Source organism: Micromonospora sp. PTRAS2 (assembly GCF_054052245.1).
Genome location: NZ_JBSWBU010000004.1, coordinates 164,284 through 183,040, shown reverse-complemented (window position 1 = coordinate 183,040; position 18,757 = coordinate 164,284). Strand labels below are relative to the sequence as shown.

Genomic DNA, 18,757 nt, shown 5'->3' with positions numbered 1-18,757 from the left:
AGTGCTTTTGTGCTGTTTGACCGGATTGTGTCGCGGTGGGGGCTGGGCTGGCTGGCCGCCGCGCTCGGCGTACCCCTGTTGTTGGCGACCGGGCTGGTCACGGCCCGGGCGCTCACCCCGGAGCCGGCGCGGGTCGCCCCGCCGCCCGCCGCCCCCACCGCGCCCGCCACGGAGGCAACGCCCACCGGCGAGCCGGTGCCCGCCGCCGCGCCCGCGCCGGCCACCCTGCCGGTCGTCACCTACGACCCGGCGCCCGCCGGCTTCCCCGCCGACCCGCGCCCGTCCGATGCCACCCCGCTCACGGAGGGGCTGACGCCGATCCGCAAGGTCGCCGCCTACGACGCGCCCGGCGGCCGGCCGCTGGCCTTCCTCGCCCCCACCATCAACGGCGTCGAGGTGACCGTGCCGGTCGTCGAGCGCCGCACCGGCTGGACGGCCGTGCTGCTCCCCTCGGCCACCCGGCGGATCGCCTGGCTGCCGCCCGACGGCGACTGGGCGACCGTGCCGCTGCGCGACCAGATCGTGGTGGAGCGCCGGCCGCACCGGCTCACCTGGTACCGCGACGGGCACGCCCAACGATCGTGGCCAGTCAGCCTCGGCATGCGCGGCCAGGAGACCCCGCTGGGCCGCACCTTCGTCCTCGGCCGCACGCCTCCCCCCGAGCCCGTGTACGGCGGCGTCGACGTCTTCGCCCTCGGCGCGATCCCCGACGACCCGGACGCCATCCCACCGGGCCTGGCCGGCGCGCACATCGGCCTGCACGCCTGGGAGGACGACGACACCCTCGGCGAGGACGTCACCAACGGCTGCATCCGGCTGACCCGCAGCGGCCAGCGCCAGCTGCTCGACGAGGTGCGGCCGGGCAGCGTCGTGCTCGTCGTGGACGCCCTGCCCACCCCGCCTCCGACAGCCTGACACCGGCCCCGGCCGCCCGGAGCCGCCAGTCACCACCGCCGCTCACCGCCGCCCCGGCCGGCGGGAACACGCGCCGTCGTGGTCGGGCCGCAGCAGGCACCGCCGGCCACCGTCCATCAACCGGTCGCAGAAGACCCAGTGTCGTACGTTCTGGTCGTCCTCCCGCGACACGGTCGCGCCCCCGGGCTCGGTCTGCGGCAACACGTGCGTCCAGTGCGCCACCACCCGGGCCAGCCGCTGGGCCGAGAGCAGGTCGTTGGCGACCACCGGCAGGTGGATGACGAACCGCTCGCTCACCGGCCCCACCCCCGCTCGTTGCGGGCGGGCGATACCTCGGAGCGCAACCGGCACAGCGCAAGCTTGACCTCGCTGGCCTCCCGACGGCTCTGCGCGAGCGCCTCGTGTGCGGCGGCCAACTCGACGGCGACCCGCTCCAGGAACTCCCGCACCTCCTGCGGGTCGAGGCCACGCCGACCGAACCGGGCCGACCGGAACCGCCGCTCACGCACCTGCCAGGGCAGCAGCCGGCGACCCGCCGCCGGCTGACGCCCGGCCGCGCCGTGGACCGGCGGCCGGCGACGCGGCCGGCCCCGGCGGAACAGGAAGACGCGCATGACAGACCTGCCTCTCGTCGAGATTGACCTGTGGAGGGACGGGTCCGCCGGCCCGCACCGCACCGGCGGATCCGCCCGGCACCTGCCACCGCAGCCTTCGATCAGCGAGTACGACAGCAGGGCACCCATGGCCACCGCCGACCCAGGGAGACGAGATCGTCACCCAAGAGGTTGATGGCTTCACTCATCGTGCACAGAACCAGTCCCGATCCGCAACTCCCGATTTGGGCCAGACCCGTTGCGCACCGGGTCCACACCGGTCCACAATGCTCGACATGACTGGAAGCCCGACCGTTCGTCGGCGTCGGCTGGCCGCCGCCCTTCGCCGCCTCCGTGAGCAGACCGGCATGACCGCCGACCAGGCGGCAAAGGAGATCGGCATCTCGAAGTCCGCTCTGAGCCGGATCGAGAACGCGCAGGTCTCGGTGATGCCGCCGGTCGCCCGCGGCCTCCTCGAGCTGTACGGGGTCGAGGGCGAGGAGGTCGACGCCCTCGTCCAGGTTGCCCGTGACGCCCGCAAGCGCGGCTGGTGGCAGGCGTACGACGACGTGCTACCCGACTGGTTCGAGGTCTACGTCGGACTCGAAGCCGAGGCATCGGAGATCCGCGCCTTCCAGCCTCAGTTGATTCCGGGCCTGCTCCAGACCGCCGACTACGCCCGCGCGGTCATCCGCGCCGAGCACCCGGACGCCAACAGCGAGGAGGTGGAGCGGCGGGTGGAGTTGCGCATCCGCCGACAAACTACGGACACCCCGCCTGACCTCTGGGTGGTACTGGACGAGGCGACCCTGCGGCGGCCCGTCGGCGGGTCCGAAGCGTTCAAGGCGCAGCTACAGCGACTGGCCGACGAGGCCGATCGCCCTGGTCGAACCATCCAGATCCTGACCTTCGCTGCCGGCGAATACGGGTCGATGGGCAGTGCCTTCAGCGTGCTGGCCTTCCCCGAGCCGGCCGATCCCGGGGTCGTCTACGTCGAAACCCGTGCGGGTAGCCTCTATCTCGAAGGCCAACAGGTCAGGGAGTACAGCCGCGTCTTCGAACACTTGGTCGCCACGGCGGCCGGCGCTCGGGAGTCGCGCGACCTGATCCAGGAGGCGATCGACGGGCTGTGAGAGGACGGCGCGGGTGGAAGAGATCAACCAGGCCTCGGCGACCTGGCGAAAGAGCACCCGCAGCAACGGCTCCGGAGACTGCGTAGAGGTCGCGGGCCTGCCAGGCAAGATCGGCCTCCGCGACAGCAAGGACCCGGCTGGTCCGGTATTGATCTTCGAGCAGGCCCCCTGGGCCGCCTTCATCGAAGGAGTCAAAACGGAAGGGGCCGGCCGCGAGTAACCAACGGTTGAGCCGGCATGAGGCCTGGTGTTACCCCAGCCCATGCTTAGCCCTCCCGACAGCAAACGGCGTCCAGCCCATCCGTTGCACTCGGCCGAACAAGACAGCGGACGAGGTGATCTTGGCAGGCAAAGTGAATGAAATTGACGGCGTTGATCTATAGCGCCGCAGGTCAAGAAGTCTGTTCCCCGCGCACGCGGGGGTGATCCGGGCGCGTATGACGCGGAACCCCTGCCCAGCAACTGTTCCCCGCGCACGCGGGGGTGATCCCTCGCCGGCCTGCGTGGACTGGCGGGCGGCGAGCTGTTCCCCGCGCACGCGGGGGTGATCCGAAGGCAACCCGATCAGCCCGTTCGAGCAGATCCTGTTCCCCGCGCACGCGGGGGTGATCCCAGGTGGCGGAAGGGCCCGACTCCCCGGGGGGGCTGTTCCCCGCGCACGCGGGGGTGATCCTGGTGCACAGCGCGGTATCGGGAATGTTGCCGCCTGTTCCCCGCGCACGCGGGGGTGATCCCTCCCGGCAATCCAAGACACTCAAGCGCCAGTCCTGTTCCCCGCGCACGCGGGGGTGATCCCAGACGGGCGTCTGTCGCCGACAGCGTCCTCGCCGAGCAGGGCGCGGGGCAGTTCCCACGCACACGGGGGGTTGATCCCTTGACCGTCAACTGGCCGGGCCCGCCGGGCCCCTGCTCACCGCGCACGGGGCCAAGGCAGTCCTGTCGTCGAACTTGCCCGGCTCACCCATCAACGCGCGATATCCACGGCAGGGGAGAATGGCATCATGCAAGGCGTCCCCGACGAGAGGTGGAACAGTGTCTCGAACCATCATTGTTGCCGATGACCAACCGCTCGGGGAGGCGGCGAAGATCCTCGGCGCTACCATCAAGAAGATCACCACTAGCGCGCACTGAAGTCGGCGGTCGACCGAAAAAAGCGTCGAGAGTTCGCCGACTGGCTCAAGAGCGGCGGCCTTCCCGGCTTGGCAGAACCGGTCGTCGGCGAACGGAACAACGCGTGAGTCACGTGAGCCTCCCCCCTGCGCGACAAGTCGACATTGGCCCACTAGCCGAAGGCTGGCCGCACACGCCTCGCCTTTGGGCACCGAGGTCATCGGAACATGCGATCCTGCCCAACGAAGTGAATGAAGTCCGTGCAGTTGATCTACGGAACCCCAGGCCAAGGAGTCCGTTCCCGCGCACGCGGGGGTGATCCTCGCGGTCATCGCCCGCGTGGTGCCGAGTCAGCACCCCGCACCTGCCGCCAACACAGATCTTGGACGGTTGTTGTCATCGATGAACGTCAGTTGTCCAAGTTCTCGCCGCACGTCCCGCCGCACCCGGCACCGACCACGCTGCTCGCGTTGTCGACCCGATCCAACTGAGTCCGAGCGGGATAGACGCGGAGTGAACGTCGAGTCGGCACGCCCCCGCAGGCCCGACTCGTTGCCAGCCGGGCACCCCGGCATAGCGGGGCGGCACCCCCAGAGCACGCGACAAAGGGCACACGACAAAGGGGCACGCAGCAACAGGGCACGCAGCCATGATCGTCTGCTGATTATGGAGACGGGCGGCGGCGTGTCGTCTCTGGAAACGACAGACGATCATGGCTGAACCGACGGCACCCCCACAGCGACGACGCCAGCCGGCCGGGCAGAAGCAGGGCGAAGCTATGCCGGCCCGCCCAGATGCCGCCAGAGGAACTCCAGGGTCAGGGCCCACACGAACGCCCGCTGCGCGTTGTTCGCCGCCGCGCCGTGCCCGCCCTCCACGTTCTCGTAGTACGCCACCTCGTGCCCGCGTTCGCGCAGCCGGGCGGCCATCTTGCGGGCGTGCCCGGGGTGCACCCGGTCGTCGCGGGTGGAGGTGACCAGCAGCGTCGGCGGGTACGCCCGGTCTTCGTCGACGTTGTGGTACGGCGAGTATTCGCGCAGGTAGGCCCAGTCGGCGGGGTCGTCCGGGTCGCCGTACTCGGCCATCCAGGACGCCCCGGCGAGCAGCTTGTGGTAGCGGCGCATGTCCAGCAGCGGCACGTGCGCGACGACCGCGCCGAACAGCTCGGGATAGCGGGTCAGCATCACGCCCGCCAGCAGGCCGCCGTTGCTGCCGCCCTCCATGCCGAGGCGCGCGGGGGTGGTGATGCCCCGGGCCACCAGGTCGGCGGCGACGGCCGCGAAGTCCTCGTACGCCCTCGGTCGGTTCTCCCGCAGCGCGGCCCGGTGCCACGCGGGGCCGTATTCGCCGCCGCCCCGGATGTTCGCCACCACGTAGCTGCCGCCCCGGGCCAGCCAGCCCCGGCCGACGATGCCGCTGTAGTGCGGCAGCTCGGGGACCTCGAAGCCGCCGTACCCGGTGAGCAGGGTCGGCCCGCCCGCCGCGTCGGGGTCGCCCACCAGGAAGTACGGCACCCGGGTGCCGTCGGCGGAGGTGGCGAAGTGCTGGCGTTCGGTCAGGCGGGCGGCGTCGAAGAACGCCGGTGCCCGCTTGAGCGTCTCGACGGGGCCGCCGACCTGCCCGAGCCGCAGCGTCGCCGGCTGCCGGAACCCCTCGGAGGCCAGCAGGTACGCGTCGCCGACGTCCGGGTCGGTGTCCACCAGCCGGGTGTGCTCGAACTCCGGCACGCCGGCGAGCGGCTCCCGCCGCCAGTGCCCCGCCGAGCCGGGAGCGCCGGGGACGCCGGGGGTGAGCACCTCCAGTCTGCTGCGCACGTCGGCGAGGGTGGCCAGGATCAGGTGGCCGCGGGTCCACGCGTGGTAGCTCAGCGCGGTGCGCTCGTCCGGCGTGAACAGCGTCGTCAGCTCCCGCGCACCGGCGAGGAACGCGTCGAACGGGGCCGCCAGCAGCGCGCCCGCGGGATGGGTCACCCCGTCGACCGTCCACGGCGAGCGCAGGCCGATGACCAGCCACTCCCGGTGCGCGTCCTTGTGGGCGTCGGACGGCACGTCGATGCGTACCTGCTCGCCGGCCGGCGTCAGCAGGTACGACTCCGAGCGGAAGAAGTCGAGGCGGCGGCCCACGAAGGTGCGCTCGAAGCCGGGCGTGGGGTCGTGCGAGGCGTACGCGGAGACGTCGTCGGCCTGGCCGGCGAAGACGGCCTCGGCGGACGGCAGTGGCGTGCCCCGTCGCCACCGGCGGACCGTGCGGGGGTAGCCGGAGGTGGTGAGCGAGCCGGGCCCGAAGTCGGTGGCGACGAGGATGTGGTCGGCGTCGACCCAGGTGACGTCGCTCTTGGCCTCGTCGAGGGTGAAGCCGTCGGCGACGAAGGCCCGGCGGACCAGGTCGAACTCGCGCACGACGGTGGCGTCGGAGCCGCCCCGGGAGAGGCTGACCAGGCAGCGGTCGTGCCCGGGGCGCAGCACCGTCGCCCCCTGCCAGATCCAGTTCTCGCCCTCCTGCGCGGCCAGCGCGTCGACGTCGAGCAGGACGTCCCAGTGCGGCTCGGGCCGGCGGTACTCGTCTCCGGTGGTGCGCCGCCAGACCCCCCGGGGGTGGGCCGCGTCGATCCAGAAGTTGTAGTAGAGGTGGTCGCCGCGCCAGCTCGGGTAGGGGACGCGGTCGTCGGCGTCGAGCACCTCGCGGATCTCGGCCCGCAGGGCGGCGAACCGGTCGCCGCCGGTGAGGGCGGCCATGGTCTCGGCGTTGCGGTCGCGCACCCAGCCGGCGGCGTCCGGGCCGTCCAGGTCCTCCAGCCAGCGGTACGCGTCGTCATCCTCGTCGATCAGCCTCGTCACGTTTGCCACTATTCCCGGCCGGGTCAACCCCCGGCGACGCCGCTGGTGACGCGGGTGCGGGGGACCATCGGCCCTGGCATGGGCCGCGTTTCGCGGGGTATGACGGGCAGATGAGGGCGAGTTTCCGGATCGGCCGGATCGCGGGCGTACCCGTCGGGGTCAACTGGAGCGTCCTGGTCATCTTCGGGCTGATCGCCTGGGGGCTGGCGGGCAGCCAGTTCCCCCGGTCGTACCCGGACCGGCCGACCTGGGCGTACGTGCTGGCGGGGCTGAGCGCGGCCGTGGTGTTCTTCCTCGGGCTGCTCGCCCACGAGGTGTCGCACGCCGTGGTCGCCAAGCGCAACGGGCTGGAGGTCTCCGGGATCACCCTGTGGCTGTTCGGCGGGGTGGCCGAGCTGCGCGGGGAGGCCCGCGACCCAGGGGCGGAGCTGCGCATCGCCGGCGTCGGGCCGCTCGTCAGCCTGATCATCGGCGTGTTCTTCGGCGGCGTCGCGGCGCTGCTCGCCCTGGCCGGGGTGCACGGGCTGCTGCTCGGCGCGCTGGCCTGGCTGGCCGGCATCAACATCCTGCTGGCGGTCTTCAACGTGCTGCCGGCCGCCCCGCTGGACGGGGGCCGGCTGCTGCGGGCCGCCGTGTGGAAGGCCACCGGCGACCGGACGCGGGCGTCGGTGGTGGCGGCCCGCGCGGGCTGGGTCCTCGGCGCGCTGCTGATCGCGCTGGGCCTGTGGCAGTTCCTGCGCGGGGCCGGGGTCGGCGGGCTGTGGCTGGCGCTGATCGGCTGGTTCCTGATCGGGGCGGCCGGGATGGAGGAGCGGCAGGCCCGGATGGGCAGCGCGCTGCGCGGGGTGCGGGTCGCCGACGTGATGACCCCGCAGCCGCAGACCGCGTCGGGCGACATGACCGTGGCCGACTTCGTCGACCACTACCTCTTCGCGTACCGGCACTCGGCGTTGCCGCTGACCGACGAGGGCCGGCCGGTCGGCCTGGTCACCCTCGACCGGGTACGCGGCATCCCGGCCGACCGCCGGTCGGCGACCACGCTGGCCGAGGTGGCCTGCCGGGCCGACCAGCTCGTGCTGGCCGACCCGGACGAGCAGCTCACCGACCTGCTGCCCCGGCTCAGCGAGTGCGCCGACGGCCGGGCGCTGGTGGTGGCCGGCGGGCGGCTGGTCGGCATCGTCTCGCCCAGCGACATCAGCCGGGCGGTGCAGCGCGGCAGCCTCCGCGACCAGCCGACGCGGGCAGGCGGCTGAACGGGCCGGTCAGGAGTGCGGGCAGGTGTCGCGGTACTCCTCGATCGCGCTGCCGCGCGGGGCGGGGCAGAGGAACTGCTCGTAGCGGGTGTCGTCGTCGACGAACCGCTTGAGCCAGGAGATGCTGTACTTCGCGATCGTCACGTTCGGCGAGGTGGGCGCGGAGTGGCTGGCGGCGTTCAGCTCCAGGTACGCCTTGTCGAGGCTGGCCGGCAGGCTGGTGTAGAACGGCTCGGAGTGCGAGGTCACCGGGGCCACCGTGTCGTTCTCGGCGCCGACGACGAGGGTCGGCACGCGTACGCCGGACCAGTTCTTGGTGGTGTGCCAGCCGGTCAGCGGGATCGCCGCCTGCAGGGAGGGCCGGGTGTTCGCCGCCGCGAGGGTGCCCCCGCCGCCCATGGAGTAGCCCATGACGGCGAGCCGGTTGCGGTCGATGCGGCTGCGCACGGCGCTGGTGCCGACCAGGTAGTCCAGGGCCGCGAGGAGCTGGGTGCCCCGGCTCGCCGGCTGGTCGTACACCGAGAGGGTGTCGATGGTGGCCACGACGAAGCCCTGGGAGGCGAGGCGGGGGCCGAGCCAGGCCACGGCGGACTGGGTGTTGGTGAAGCCGGGTGCGATGGCGACCGCGCCGAAGGTGCCCTCGGCGGTGCTCGTCGGATACCACACGGTCGCGCCGCCGAAGCCGGTCACGGCGGAGCGGGCGACGGTGAGCTGGGCGGTGGCGAACGGGCCGGTGGTCGCCTCGATGCTCGCCACCGTGGGGTCGGGGCCGCGCTCGTAGGGGTTGTCGGCGTGGGCGGGGGTCGGGCCGGCGACGGCCAGGGCGAGGGTCGTGGCCAGCGCGGCGACGACGCGCCACGGGCGACGGGGCGCTGCCGGCCGGGAGCGGCCGGGCACACGGGGGGCGGACAGCACGCCAGGATAAATCGACATGCATCATTTTTCCCCGCAGCGGCCGGGCCGGGCCAATCCCGTCGCGCTCCTGTCACGGGGTTATGCCCGGGCCCCGCCCCGCGCCGTCAACGGGGCAGGTAGCGGTCCAGCAGGTCGGTGCGGAACTTCCCCGCCGGGTCCAGCTCGCGCGCCAGCGCCGCGAAGTCGGCGAACCGGGGGTACGCGGCGGCGACCGCCGCCGGGTCGAGCGTGAACACCTTGCCCCAGTGCGGCCGGGGCGCGAACGGGGCGAGCGCCCGTTCCACCTCCGCGAGCACGGGGGCCACCGCGTCGCCGTCGCCGATCCAGGTGAAGTGCACGGCGAGGCTGTCGCGCCCGTACTGCGGGCTCAGCCACAGCCCGTCGGCGGCGACCGTACGCAGCTCGCAGATCTGGAGCACGGCGGCGATCCGGTCCGCCAGCGGGTCCAGCGCGGCCAGCGCCCCGGCCGCCGCCGCCCGGGGCAGGTGGTATTCCGACTGGAGCTCGTCGCCGCTGCTCGGGGTGAAGCCGAGCCGGAAGTGCGGCAGCCGCTCGTGCCACGGCCCCGGCTCGCCGAGCTGGGCGGTGCAGTTGCGCGCCGGCATGCCCGGCACCGGGTGCACGGGCCCGGCCGCCGCCGTGGTGCCCAGCCAGTCGGCCGGCGGCGGCGGGGCGTCGGCGAGCTGCTTGCGCCACACCTGGCCGATCCGGGCGGCCGCGCCGCGCGGGTCGTCGGCCCCGCCGCGCCAGTCGGTGAAGAGGCTGACGCTGTACGCCGACGCGAACGCCTCGTCCAGCGCCGCCCGCGGCAGGCCGAGCCGGACGTACTGCCGCACCTCGAAGGCGGGCACCACGTCCAGGGTGAGCCGGGTGACCACGCCCAGCGCGCCGAGCGCCACAACCATCCCGGCGAACCGGTCGCCGTCGGCGTCCCGGCGTACGGTCAGCAGGTCCCCGTCGGCCGTGACCAGCTCCAGCGCCGAGACGGCGGTGGCCAGGTTGCCGATCCCGTCGCCCGAACCGTGGGTGGCGGTGGCCACCGCGCCGGCCACCGAGATGTGCGGCAGCGACGCCATCGTCGGCAGTGCGAATCCGGCGGCGTGCAGCCGGGTGGCCAGGTCGCCGTAGCGCATGGCGGCGGCGACGGTGACCGTCGCCCGATCCCGGTCGACCTCGACCGTCTGCGGCAGCCCGGCCAGCGAGACCAGGTCACCGGCGGTGTCGCCGAGCCGGTTGAACGAGTGGCCCGTGCCGACCGCCCGGATCCGGTCGCTGCCGGCGACGAGGCGGCGCAGCTCGTCCAGGCCGGTCGGGCGGTGCCGCCGCGCCGCCGCGTAGCGGACGTTGCCGGCCCAGTTGCGCTCCGGCACGCCGGTGCCCGGCCCGTTCCCGCCTGGCTTCCCGTCGGTCGCGTCCACGTGCCCTCTCCCGTCACTCGGCGTCGTCGGGTCGACACCCGGGCGGCACCGGCGGGCCGGGCACTGGTTGCCCGGGGCGTCGTCGGGGAACCATACGCCCATGAGCAGCTACCCGGATCCCGCCCTGCGCGGCGACGTGTACCCGTCCGAGGAGGAGATCGACCCGACCGGCGTCGGCCCGGACCCGCAGAACGACGCGCCGCTCGGGGCGTACCCGCAGGTCGCCCCGGTCGTCGGGGCGTACCCCGCGCCGTCGCCCGCACCCGGGCCCGCGCCGAGGCCGGCACCCGGGCCGGTTCCCGCGCCGTCGCCGGGGCCGGCCCCGCGCCCGCCGGTCGAGTCGCACTCGATCGTCACCCACCACCTCGACGGCTCGACCGAGGTGGTCACCGACCTCGACGGCGACGGCATCGCCGACGTGGTGCAGTTCGACCTCGACGGCGACGGCGTCCCGGACATCACCTACCTGGACAGCGACCGGGACGGCCGCCTCGACACCGTCGTCCGCGACCCGCGCCCGACGGGCTGAGGGGCAGCGCCACCGCCGCCTTCCGCCGCCCGGCGCCGGGGCGTTGCCGGCCGTCCCTACCCTCACGGCATGGCCGACAAGGCGAACATGTCCACCCGGGGATTCGAGATCACGCTCTTCGTCGTCGTCGCGCTCGTCTGCTGCGGCACGCCGATCAGCGGCTTCTATCTCCAGCGCAAGGACAAGGCGGACGAGCCGGGCATGCGCGCCGCCAGCGAGGCATACCTCGGCGCCGCCGTGCGGGGCGACAACGGCACGGCGTACGACCTGCTCTGCGCGGCCGGACAGCGCGGGCGGTCCCGGGCGGACTGGGACGCCACCGCCAGCGCGATCGTCGACCCGACCGGATTCCGCATCACCGATCTCGCCGTCCAGCGGAGCAGCGAAGCCCCCACGCAGTACGTCGTGACCGCCGACATCACCTACCCGGGCCTCCCGAGCAGGGAGGTGCAGTTCCACCTCAAAAAGCAGGACGGCGGCTGGAAGGTGTGCGGCCCGCCGCCGCTGTGACCCACGCGGGCCCGCGCCGGCCCGCCCCGCCCGGCGCTCCCGTCGGTCAGCGGCCGGGCACGCAGATCGGTCACCTGCCCGGCACGCAGACCCGGCCCGTGAACGCCGGGTCCGGCTCCCGGACGTCCGCCCACGCCGGATTGGCCGAGATGTCCAGCGGCGGCGCCTGCCAGGCGGCGGTGAGCCGCTGGATCAGCGTGTACTCGGCCCGGGTCCGCTGCACCGACGCGCCGGCGAGAAAGGCGACCAGGTTGTCCCGGACCTGCGTCCGGTCGAGCAGGCCGCCGTGCACGCCGATGGTCTGGAAGACCGGGATGCCGGTGTAGTCGCCGGGCGGCGCCTCGGCGGCCGTCGTGTACGGCAGGAAGGCCACCATCCGCACGCCGGACACCGGGCACATGAACCCGTTGCGGTAGAACGGCGCGTCGTCGAGCAGCGAGCGGATGAACGGCTCGTCCGGCCCGTTGCCGGGCCCGCCGCTGAGGCGGACGGGTTCGAAGAGGGCCCGCAGGTACCAGCCCGTGACCAGCCCCCACCCCCGGCGCACGCCGGGCGGCGGATAGTAGGCCCGGCCGGCCCCGATCAGCGGGCTGAACATGGCCAGCGCGTCGACCGCGGGGTGGGGCCGCTCGGCGAGGTAGGTGCGGGCCACGAGCGCCCCCTCGCTCTCCCCGACCAGGGCCACCTTCCGGCCGGTCTGCCGGTGCAGCCGGTCCACCTGGTCGGCGAGCAGCCGCACGCTGTCGGCCATCGAGATCGTGGTGTCCGTCGGCCCGTAGGGCCGGGGCCTGCCGTCGGGGTCCAACCCCCGGTAGGAGAACCACTGCACCCTCGGGTCGTTCGGCTGCTCGCCCCCGTACGCGGAGCCGTAGCCGGCCAGCACGACCACCGCCTGGGTGATCTCCGGTGGCAGCGGCCGGTCGAGCAGCACCTGCTCGGCCCGCAGGCTGGCCGGCACCGCGTCCACCGCCAGCGGGATCAGCACCGGCACGGCGAACGCGACCAGCACCACGAACGGCGTCACGGGCACCCGGGCCCACCTCGGCGGCGGCGCGAGCAGGGCCACCCGGAGGATCCGGATCCACAGCAGCCCGTTCACCACGCCCGCCACGGCGGAAACCGGCACCGTCCACCAGCTCGGCACGCTCCACGCCACCGCGCCGGCCAGCGTGAGCGCCACCAGGTTCAGCAGCGACCAGCCGACCAGCCGGATCGACGGCAGCCCGCCCCACCACACCTTGACCATGGCGGCCCGCTGCATGAACGGGGCGATCAGGAACATCGGCAGCAGCGACGCGAGCAGCACCCAGGACAGCGCCACCACCGACGCGGCCACCGAGATCACCGCCCACGGCGAGACGACGACCGTGACCACCACGGCCAGGAGGAAGCCCCGCCGGAGCATCCAGGGCACCGACGGCATCGGCATCCCCTCCGGCCACGCCAGCCGCACCATGAGGGTGTGGTAACCGGTGCGGGCCAGCACCACCAGCCAGAACGTCGTCAGGAACTCCGGCCACGACTGGTGGTAGACGAACATCCACCGCAGGTCGTGGTAGGTGTCGTACGGCCAGACGGCACCGGTCTGCGGCGCGAGCCCCTCGGCGGCCACGAAGCCCATCGCCACCAGCACGATGGCCTCGACGGTGGGGAACAGGCCGGTGAGGACGAGCAGCCCGACCTGCCTGCGGCCCACGCGCCCCCACCTCCGCCCGAAGCTCCCCTCGCAGGTTCCACCAGCGGGGCCCCGGTGTCAGCGAATCCGGCGAACTCGCCCAGGCGGCGGGCCCACCCGGGTGGCTGGACCTCCCGCCCCGGTGGCCGGTCCCGCCCGGTGGCGGCCGTCAGAGCTGGGGCATCACCTCGGCGGCGACCAGCTCGACGTGGTCCAGGTCGGCCAGGTCGAGGACCTGGAGGTAGATCCGGCCGCTGCCGGTCTCGGCGTACCGGCCGATCCTGTCGACGACCTCGGCGGGGGTGCCGGCGAGGCCGTTCTCGCGCAGCTCGGCCGGCTCCCGCCCGATCGCCTCGGCCCGCCTGCGCACCTCCGCCTCGTCCCGCCCGCAGCACAGCACCAGGGCGTTGGACCAGTTCATCCCGGCCGGGTCCCGGCCGATCTCCGCGCACGCGGCGCGGACCCGCTCGAACTGCGCGGCCGTCTCCTCGATCGAGACGAACGGCAGGTTGAACTCGTCGGCGTAGCGGGCCGCGAGGCGGGGCGTACGCTTCGGCCCCTTCCCGCCGAGCAGGATCGGCGGGCGCGGCTGCTGCACCGGCTTGGGCAGGGCCGGCGAACCCTGCACCGGGTAGTAGCGCCCGGCGAAGTCGAAGGTCTCACCGGCCGGGGTCTCCCAGAGCCCGGTGATGACGGCGAGCTGCTCCTCCAGCCGGTCGAACCGCTCCCCCAGCGGCGGGAACGGGATGCCGTACGCGCTGTGCTCCTCGGCGAACCAGCCGGCGCCGATGCCCAGCTCCACCCGTCCGCCGCTCATCTGGTCGACCTGCGCGACGGTGATCGCGAGGGGCCCGGGGAACCGGAAGGTGGCGGCCGTCATCAGCGTGCCGAGCCGGATCCGGGAGGTGTCCCGGGCCAGCCCGGCGAGGGTGGTCCAGGCGTCGGTGGGGCCGGGGTCGCCGCTGACCGAGCCCATCTTCAGGTAGTGGTCGGAACGGAAGAACGCGCCGTAGCCGGCGTCCTCGGCGCAGCGGGCCACGGCGAGCAGCTGGTCGTAGCTGGCGCCCTGCTGGGGTTCGGTGAAGATCCGCAGTTCCATTCCCCGAGCATAGGGAGTGGCAAGGAAGGGCCCCTTGTTAACGCCTCCGGTAGAGAAGGGGACCCTCCTCACGCCCCGGGCCCGCCCCGCGACGCCTACGTCGGGCGGGCGGGTCAGGGCTGGCCGAGGCCGGCCTCGCGGGCCCGCCGGATGGCCTGGCTGCGGTCGGCGACCTGGAGCTTGCCGAGCACGTTGGACAGGTGGTTGCGGACGGTCTTCGGGCTCAGGGTCAACCGGCGGGCGATGACGAGGTTGCTCAACCCCTGGGCGACCAGGTCGAGCACCTCGCGCTCCCGGTCGGTCAGCTCGGGGAACGGCGCCGGGCCGCTCGCCCGCCCCCCGGCCAGGAAGCCGATCGCCCGGCTCGCCACCACCGGCCCGAGCAGCACCTCCCCGTTGGCCACCGCCCGGACGGCGCGGTCCACCTCGCCCGGCGCGGCGCCCTTGAGCAGGTAGCCCCGCGCTCCGGCGCGCAGCGCGGCGAAGACGGAGTCGTCGTCGTCCAGCATCGTCACCACCAGCACCCCGGTCCCCGGGTGCCGGCCGACGATCTCGCGGGTGGCCTCCACCCCGGACCGGCCGCCGCCGAGGTGGAGATCCATGATGATCACCTGCGGGCGGGTGAGGTCGGCGACCCGGACGGCCTCGTCGGCGTCCGCGGCCTCGCCGACGACCTCCAGCCCGGGGGTGGACGCCAGCAACGCCGTCATGCCGAGCCGGAACACGGGATGGTCGTCGACGACCGCCACCCGGATCGCCGCCTCGTCAGCGCCCACGAACGGTCACCTCCGACCCGCCCGACGCGACCCCCACCGGCGGCACACCGCCGACCGGCAGCAGACCGCCCTCCACCCGCGCCGCGCCCACCGGCAGCAGACCGCCCTCCACGCGCGCCGCCTCCATCGGCAGCACCGCGTCCACCGGCAGCGCAGCACCCACCGCAGCGTCCACCGGCCGCGCAGCGCCCACCGCAGCTCCCACCGACTGCTCAGCACCCACCGGCCGGGCACCGTCGGCCGGGGTCCCGGCCGGGAGCGACGGGAGCGGCGGGGGCGGCGGGAGCCGGTCGGCGGGCACGCGCACGCTGACGACCGTCCCGCCGTCCGGCCCCGGCCCGACCGCGCACACCCCGCCGATCCCCTCGGCCCGCTCCCGCATCGAGAGCATGCCGACCCCGGCCGGGATGCCCGCCCCGATGCCCCGCCCGGCGTCGGCGACCCGCACGGCGAGCCCGTCGGCGTCGCGCTCGACCAGCACCGTGCAGACCGACGCGCCCGAGTGCCGTTGGGCGTTGCGGACGGCCTCGGCGACGATGCCGTACACGGCGGTGGCCACCGGCTCGGGCAGCGGCAGCGGCGGGGCGTCCACCTGCACGGCCAGCCCCGAGCCGTCGTACCGCCCGGCCAGCTCGTGCAGGGCGGGGGCCAGCCCGCGCTCGCCGAGGACCGGCGGCAGCAGGCCGCGGGCCAGGTCACGGACCTGCTCGACGCCCTGGTCCGTCTCGTCGCGCAGCCGGTCCAGCAGCCGGCCGGCGGCGGCCGGGTCGACGCCGAGCAGGTTGCGGGCCGCCTGGAGGCCGAGCGCCACCCCGGCGAGGGTGGGGCCGAGGCCGTCGTGCAGGTCCCGGCGCAGCTTGCGGCGTTCCGAGTCGCGGGCCTCGGCCAGCCGGGACCGCGACGCCACCAGCGCCCGGCTGGTGGCGGCGAGGCTGGCCGCCGAGGCGACCACGGGGGCCAGGTCGACCAGCGCCGATCGGGTACGCCCGTCGAGCCGCTCGCCGGCCCGCGCCCACGCGGTGAGCCGCCCGACCTCCCGTTCGCCCCGCCGCAGCGGCAGCACCAGCGGCTCGCCCACCGGCCCGGTCGAGGCGCAGTGGGCGGTGCAGGGCTCCGGGCCGTCCACCTCGATGCCGCACGCGCCCAGCCGCAGCGAGTCGGTGAGGCTCCGCGCCACCCCGGTCAGCACGTCGGCCGGGTCCTCGCTGGCGCTGATCCGGTCCCCCACGCCCCGGACCACCCCGAGCGGCTCGGCGGCGGCACCGTGGATGAGCCGGTCCACCCGCCGCTGCACCCACCAGCGGCCCGGCTGCACGGCGGCGGCGACGAGGGCCGTGACCAGCACCCCGGGCACCGCCCGGCTGGCCGGGAGCAGGGCGTCCAGGGTGGTCACCCCGACGACGTACGCGGCGACCAGCAGGAACGTCAGCAGGAACCAGACCAGCGTACGACGGACGGCGATCTCGATCCCCCACAGCCGCTGCCGCAGCACGACGGCCAGCACGGCGGCCGGGAAGAACGCCTGGGCGGCCAGCATGCCCGTCGGGGGCAGCCAGGGCGGCACCAGGTGCGCCCGGTCGGCGGGCAGCGCCACCGGGGCGAAGCTCACCGCGAGCAGCGCCGTGCCCACGGCGAGCCAGCCCAGTCCGACCCGTTCGGTGGTCGACGCGACCCGCCGCCGCCACAGCAGCCCACCGGCGGCGATCAGCCCGAGCACCGGCACCAGGGCGGCGAGCACGGGCAGGACCAGCTCGACCAGCGTCGCCCAGCCGGCGCTGCGGATCGGCAGCGGCACGTCGGAGCCGGTGGCCCCCGGGCCCGGCCAGGTGAGCTGGCACAGTTCGAAGGCGGCCACGACCGCCGCGCCCGCCGTCACCGCCACCCGCGCCGGCACCGGCAGCCGCCCCTCCCGCACCAGCCACGGCAGCACCACGATCAGCGACAGCATGCCCGGCGCCCAGCCCCAGTGCCGGGCCGAGGTGAGCCAGGTGATCTCGGGCAGCCCGGGGTGCACCCGGAGCAGGTCGGCGTACTGGGCGCCCAGGGCGGAGACCCCACCGCCGATCCCGGTCACGGCCAGCAGCCACGCGACCGGGTGCCCCCGGCGCAGCAGGACCAGCCAGGCCACCGTCCCGTAGACGGCGCAGTCGGTGAAGTCGACGAGGAAGTAGAGCTGGGCGAGCCCCCACGGGCGGTGGGCCAGCGCCCAGCACAGCGCGGTGCCGGTGAACAGCAGCGCGCAGGCGACGGCGACGGCCCGGGCGGCGACCGGGCGGCGGTGGTCGTCGCCGGCGCTCGGGACGGGGCGGGCACGCGGCGGCGGGTCGGCCAGCATGACGTGATCCTGTCAGCCGCGTCGTCGGTTGCCGATGGCCCGTTGCTCCAGGGCGGATGTCGGTCCCGCGACAGTCGCCCGCCGGCCGGCGGGGACGGGATGGGCGCTGACGGACACGGAGACCTCCCGGGCTGACGGCTCGTGGGCGTGGGCCGGGGGGTCGCGGTGCGGGCGACGGCCCCGGCCCGTCGAGCATCCCGGTCCCGGTGTCCCGGCCGCCTGGTGCGTGCCGTCCCGGTCGGTCGGGAACTTCTGCCGTACGCCGCGGGCCCGGCCCGCCGGTACCGCTGTCCCTTCCCGCCGGGACGCCGGGCGACGCACCGTCTGTGCCGTGGCGTCGCAGGGACGTCGCGTGCCAGGTGTGACCAGGAGGCGGCAGTGGACGACCAGGACCGGATTCGCTTGACCGGCGCCGTGCGGGAGCTGGCCCCCGAGCTGGCCCGGCGGGCGGAGGAGATCGAGGCGGCCCGGGGGCTGCCCGTCGACCTGCTCGACCGGCTGCGGGCCGCCGGCTGTTTCCGGATGTTCGTGCCGCGCAGCCACGGCGGGTACGACGCCGACCCGCACACCGGCCTGGCGGTGCTGGAGGCGCTGGCCCGCGCGGACGGGTCGACGGGCTGGACGGTGATGATCGGCGCGGAGACCCCGCACCTGCTGGCGATGCTGCCGCGCGACCAGTTCGACAAGCTGTACGCCCACGGCCCCGACGTCGTGGTGGCCGGCGGCTTCGCCCCGCAGGGGCGGGCGGAGCTGGCCGACGGCGGCTTCCAGGTGACCGGGCGGTGGGCGTTCGCCAGCGGGTCCCGGCACGCCGACTGGATCTTCGGCAACTGCGTGCTCACCGGCGACGGCCAGCCGCTGCCCGGCCCGGCCGGTCAGCCGGTGGAGGTCCGCTCGATGCTGCTCCCGGCCGGGCAGGTGACCGTGGAGGACACCTGGCACGCCCTCGGGCTGCGCGGCACCGGCAGCCACGACGTGCGGGTCGACGCCGTCTACTGCCCGGTCGAGCGGAGCTTCGACCTGTTCACCGGCGTGCCGTGCGTGCCGGGGCCGGGTTTCGTCGCGCCGCTGGCCCAGTTCGTCCTGCACCTGGGCGCGGTGGCCGTCGGGATCGCCCAGGGCGCACTGGACGACACGGTCGCCCTGCTCGACGGGGGCGGGCGGCGGCTCTACGCCCGGCAGTCGCTGGCCGACTCGCCGGCCTTCCGGGAGCGGCTGGGCCGGGCCGACCTGCACGTCCGGGCGGCCCGGGCGCTGCTGCGGTCGCTGGCCGACGACCTGTTCCGGGCGGCGCACGGCGGCGGGCCGGCCGCGTTCGCCGCGTTGCAGCCGCGCATCTCGGCCAGCCTGCCCTGGGTCACCGAGGTCACCGCCGCCGCCGTGGACGCCTGCTACCGGGCGACCGGGGGCGGCGCGGCGCGGGACTCCTCGCCCGTGCAGCGCCGCTTCCGGGACATCCACACGTTCTCGCAGCACGCGGCGGCGGCCGAGGGCTGGCTGGGCAACAACGGCAGCCAACTGCTCGGCCGCCCGGTCGAGCTCGCCTACTGACGGCGGGCTGTGCCGGCGACAACGACCCACCGCCCGGCCGGACCCGGCGGGGTCCGGCCGAGCGGGGTCCGGCCGAGCGGGGTCCGACCAGGCCAGGCCGGCAGTCCG

At 74.6% G+C, this 18,757-nt stretch carries 16 protein-coding genes and 1 CRISPR repeat array; of the genes, 7 read left to right on the top strand and 9 right to left on the bottom strand.

Features of this window, described 5'->3' with window-relative positions:
- The first annotated feature begins 9 nt into the window (after nt 1–9).
- Entirely contained in the window at nt 10–915 is a 906-nt protein-coding gene (locus ACVMYR_RS15815; RefSeq protein WP_457122118.1) for a L,D-transpeptidase, read from the top strand.
- Between the two features lie 42 nt (nt 916–957).
- Here the strand turns inward: ACVMYR_RS15815 and ACVMYR_RS15810 are convergent, their stop codons facing one another.
- On the bottom strand, nt 958–1,212 hold the full coding sequence (locus ACVMYR_RS15810) for a hypothetical protein (protein WP_457122117.1): 255 nt from the start codon (nt 1,210–1,212) through the stop codon (nt 958–960).
- Nucleotides 1,209–1,529, bottom strand: a complete 321-nt coding sequence (locus ACVMYR_RS15805) for a DivIVA domain-containing protein (protein ID WP_457122116.1) — start codon at nt 1,527–1,529, stop codon at nt 1,209–1,211. The genes ACVMYR_RS15810 and ACVMYR_RS15805 overlap by 4 nt, the downstream gene beginning before the upstream one ends.
- A 275-nt stretch (nt 1,530–1,804) precedes the next feature.
- Between ACVMYR_RS15805 and ACVMYR_RS15800 the strand changes: the two genes are divergently transcribed.
- Together ACVMYR_RS15800 and ACVMYR_RS15795 are read left to right on the top strand one after the other, a co-directional pair.
- Entirely contained in the window at nt 1,805–2,641 is an 837-nt protein-coding gene (locus ACVMYR_RS15800) for a helix-turn-helix domain-containing protein (RefSeq protein WP_077938835.1), read from the top strand.
- Between the two features lie 13 nt (nt 2,642–2,654).
- Nucleotides 2,655–2,861 carry a DUF397 domain-containing protein gene (locus ACVMYR_RS15795; RefSeq protein WP_077938830.1) on the top strand — a complete coding sequence of 69 codons (207 nt, stop codon included), beginning with the start codon at nt 2,655–2,657 and terminating at the stop codon, nt 2,859–2,861.
- Nucleotides 2,862–3,042: 181 nt separating this feature from the next.
- Nucleotides 3,043–3,436: direct repeats of the CRISPR family, unit length 28 nt; unit sequence CTGTTCCCCGCGCACGCGGGGGTGATCC.
- Nucleotides 3,437–4,527: 1,091 nt separating this feature from the next.
- Here ACVMYR_RS15795 and ACVMYR_RS15790 read toward each other — a convergent pair.
- The gene (locus tag ACVMYR_RS15790) at nt 4,528–6,588 is read right to left on the bottom strand and encodes a prolyl oligopeptidase family serine peptidase (protein ID WP_457122115.1); all 2,061 of its coding nucleotides are present in this window, start codon (nt 6,586–6,588) and stop codon (nt 4,528–4,530) included.
- 110 nt (nt 6,589–6,698) lie between these two features.
- Between ACVMYR_RS15790 and ACVMYR_RS15785 the strand changes: the two genes are divergently transcribed.
- A complete protein-coding gene (locus ACVMYR_RS15785) occupies nt 6,699–7,841 on the top strand; it encodes a site-2 protease family protein (protein WP_077938827.1) in 1,143 nt (380 codons plus the stop codon).
- A 9-nt stretch (nt 7,842–7,850) separates the two neighbouring features.
- Here ACVMYR_RS15785 and ACVMYR_RS15780 read toward each other — a convergent pair whose 3' ends face one another.
- A complete protein-coding gene (locus ACVMYR_RS15780) occupies nt 7,851–8,774 on the bottom strand; it encodes an alpha/beta hydrolase family protein (protein ID WP_228986860.1) in 924 nt (307 codons plus the stop codon).
- Nucleotides 8,775–8,860: 86 nt separating this feature from the next.
- Nucleotides 8,861–10,126, bottom strand: coding sequence for a D-arabinono-1,4-lactone oxidase (locus ACVMYR_RS15775; protein ID WP_457122295.1), 1,266 nt, complete (start codon nt 10,124–10,126; stop codon nt 8,861–8,863).
- 148 nt (nt 10,127–10,274) lie between these two features.
- Here ACVMYR_RS15775 and ACVMYR_RS15770 point away from each other — a divergent pair, with 148 nt between their 5' ends.
- Together ACVMYR_RS15770 and ACVMYR_RS15765 are read left to right on the top strand one after the other, a co-directional pair.
- Nucleotides 10,275–10,703, top strand: a complete 429-nt coding sequence (locus ACVMYR_RS15770; RefSeq protein ID WP_077938826.1) for a hypothetical protein — start codon at nt 10,275–10,277, stop codon at nt 10,701–10,703.
- A 69-nt stretch (nt 10,704–10,772) separates the two neighbouring features.
- Entirely contained in the window at nt 10,773–11,213 is a 441-nt protein-coding gene (locus ACVMYR_RS15765) for an Rv0361 family membrane protein (RefSeq protein WP_077938825.1), read from the top strand.
- Nucleotides 11,214–11,283: 70 nt separating this feature from the next.
- Here the strand turns inward: ACVMYR_RS15765 and ACVMYR_RS15760 are convergent, their stop codons facing one another.
- The 4 genes from ACVMYR_RS15760 to ACVMYR_RS15745 all read right to left on the bottom strand — a co-directional run bounded on the left by ACVMYR_RS15760 (nt 11,284) and on the right by ACVMYR_RS15745 (nt 17,098).
- Nucleotides 11,284–12,909 (bottom strand): hypothetical protein, encoded by a 1,626-nt coding sequence (locus ACVMYR_RS15760; RefSeq protein ID WP_077938824.1) that lies wholly within the window; start codon nt 12,907–12,909, stop codon nt 11,284–11,286.
- A 148-nt stretch (nt 12,910–13,057) separates the two neighbouring features.
- The gene (locus ACVMYR_RS15755; RefSeq protein ID WP_043966893.1) at nt 13,058–13,987 is read right to left on the bottom strand and encodes an LLM class F420-dependent oxidoreductase; all 930 of its coding nucleotides are present in this window, start codon (nt 13,985–13,987) and stop codon (nt 13,058–13,060) included.
- A gap of 113 nt (nt 13,988–14,100) precedes the next feature.
- Nucleotides 14,101–14,763: a response regulator gene (locus ACVMYR_RS15750; protein WP_396787724.1), complete on the bottom strand. Its 663-nt coding sequence runs from the start codon at nt 14,761–14,763 to the stop codon at nt 14,101–14,103.
- Nucleotides 14,753–17,098: a histidine kinase gene (locus tag ACVMYR_RS15745; RefSeq protein ID WP_457122114.1), complete on the bottom strand. Its 2,346-nt coding sequence runs from the start codon at nt 17,096–17,098 to the stop codon at nt 14,753–14,755. The genes ACVMYR_RS15750 and ACVMYR_RS15745 overlap by 11 nt, the downstream gene beginning before the upstream one ends.
- 378 nt (nt 17,099–17,476) lie before the next feature.
- Here ACVMYR_RS15745 and ACVMYR_RS15740 point away from each other — a divergent pair, with 378 nt between their 5' ends.
- Complete coding sequence (locus tag ACVMYR_RS15740; protein WP_457122113.1) at nt 17,477–18,649, top strand: acyl-CoA dehydrogenase family protein; 1,173 nt, start codon at nt 17,477–17,479, stop codon at nt 18,647–18,649.
- Nucleotides 18,650–18,757 lie beyond the last annotated feature (108 nt).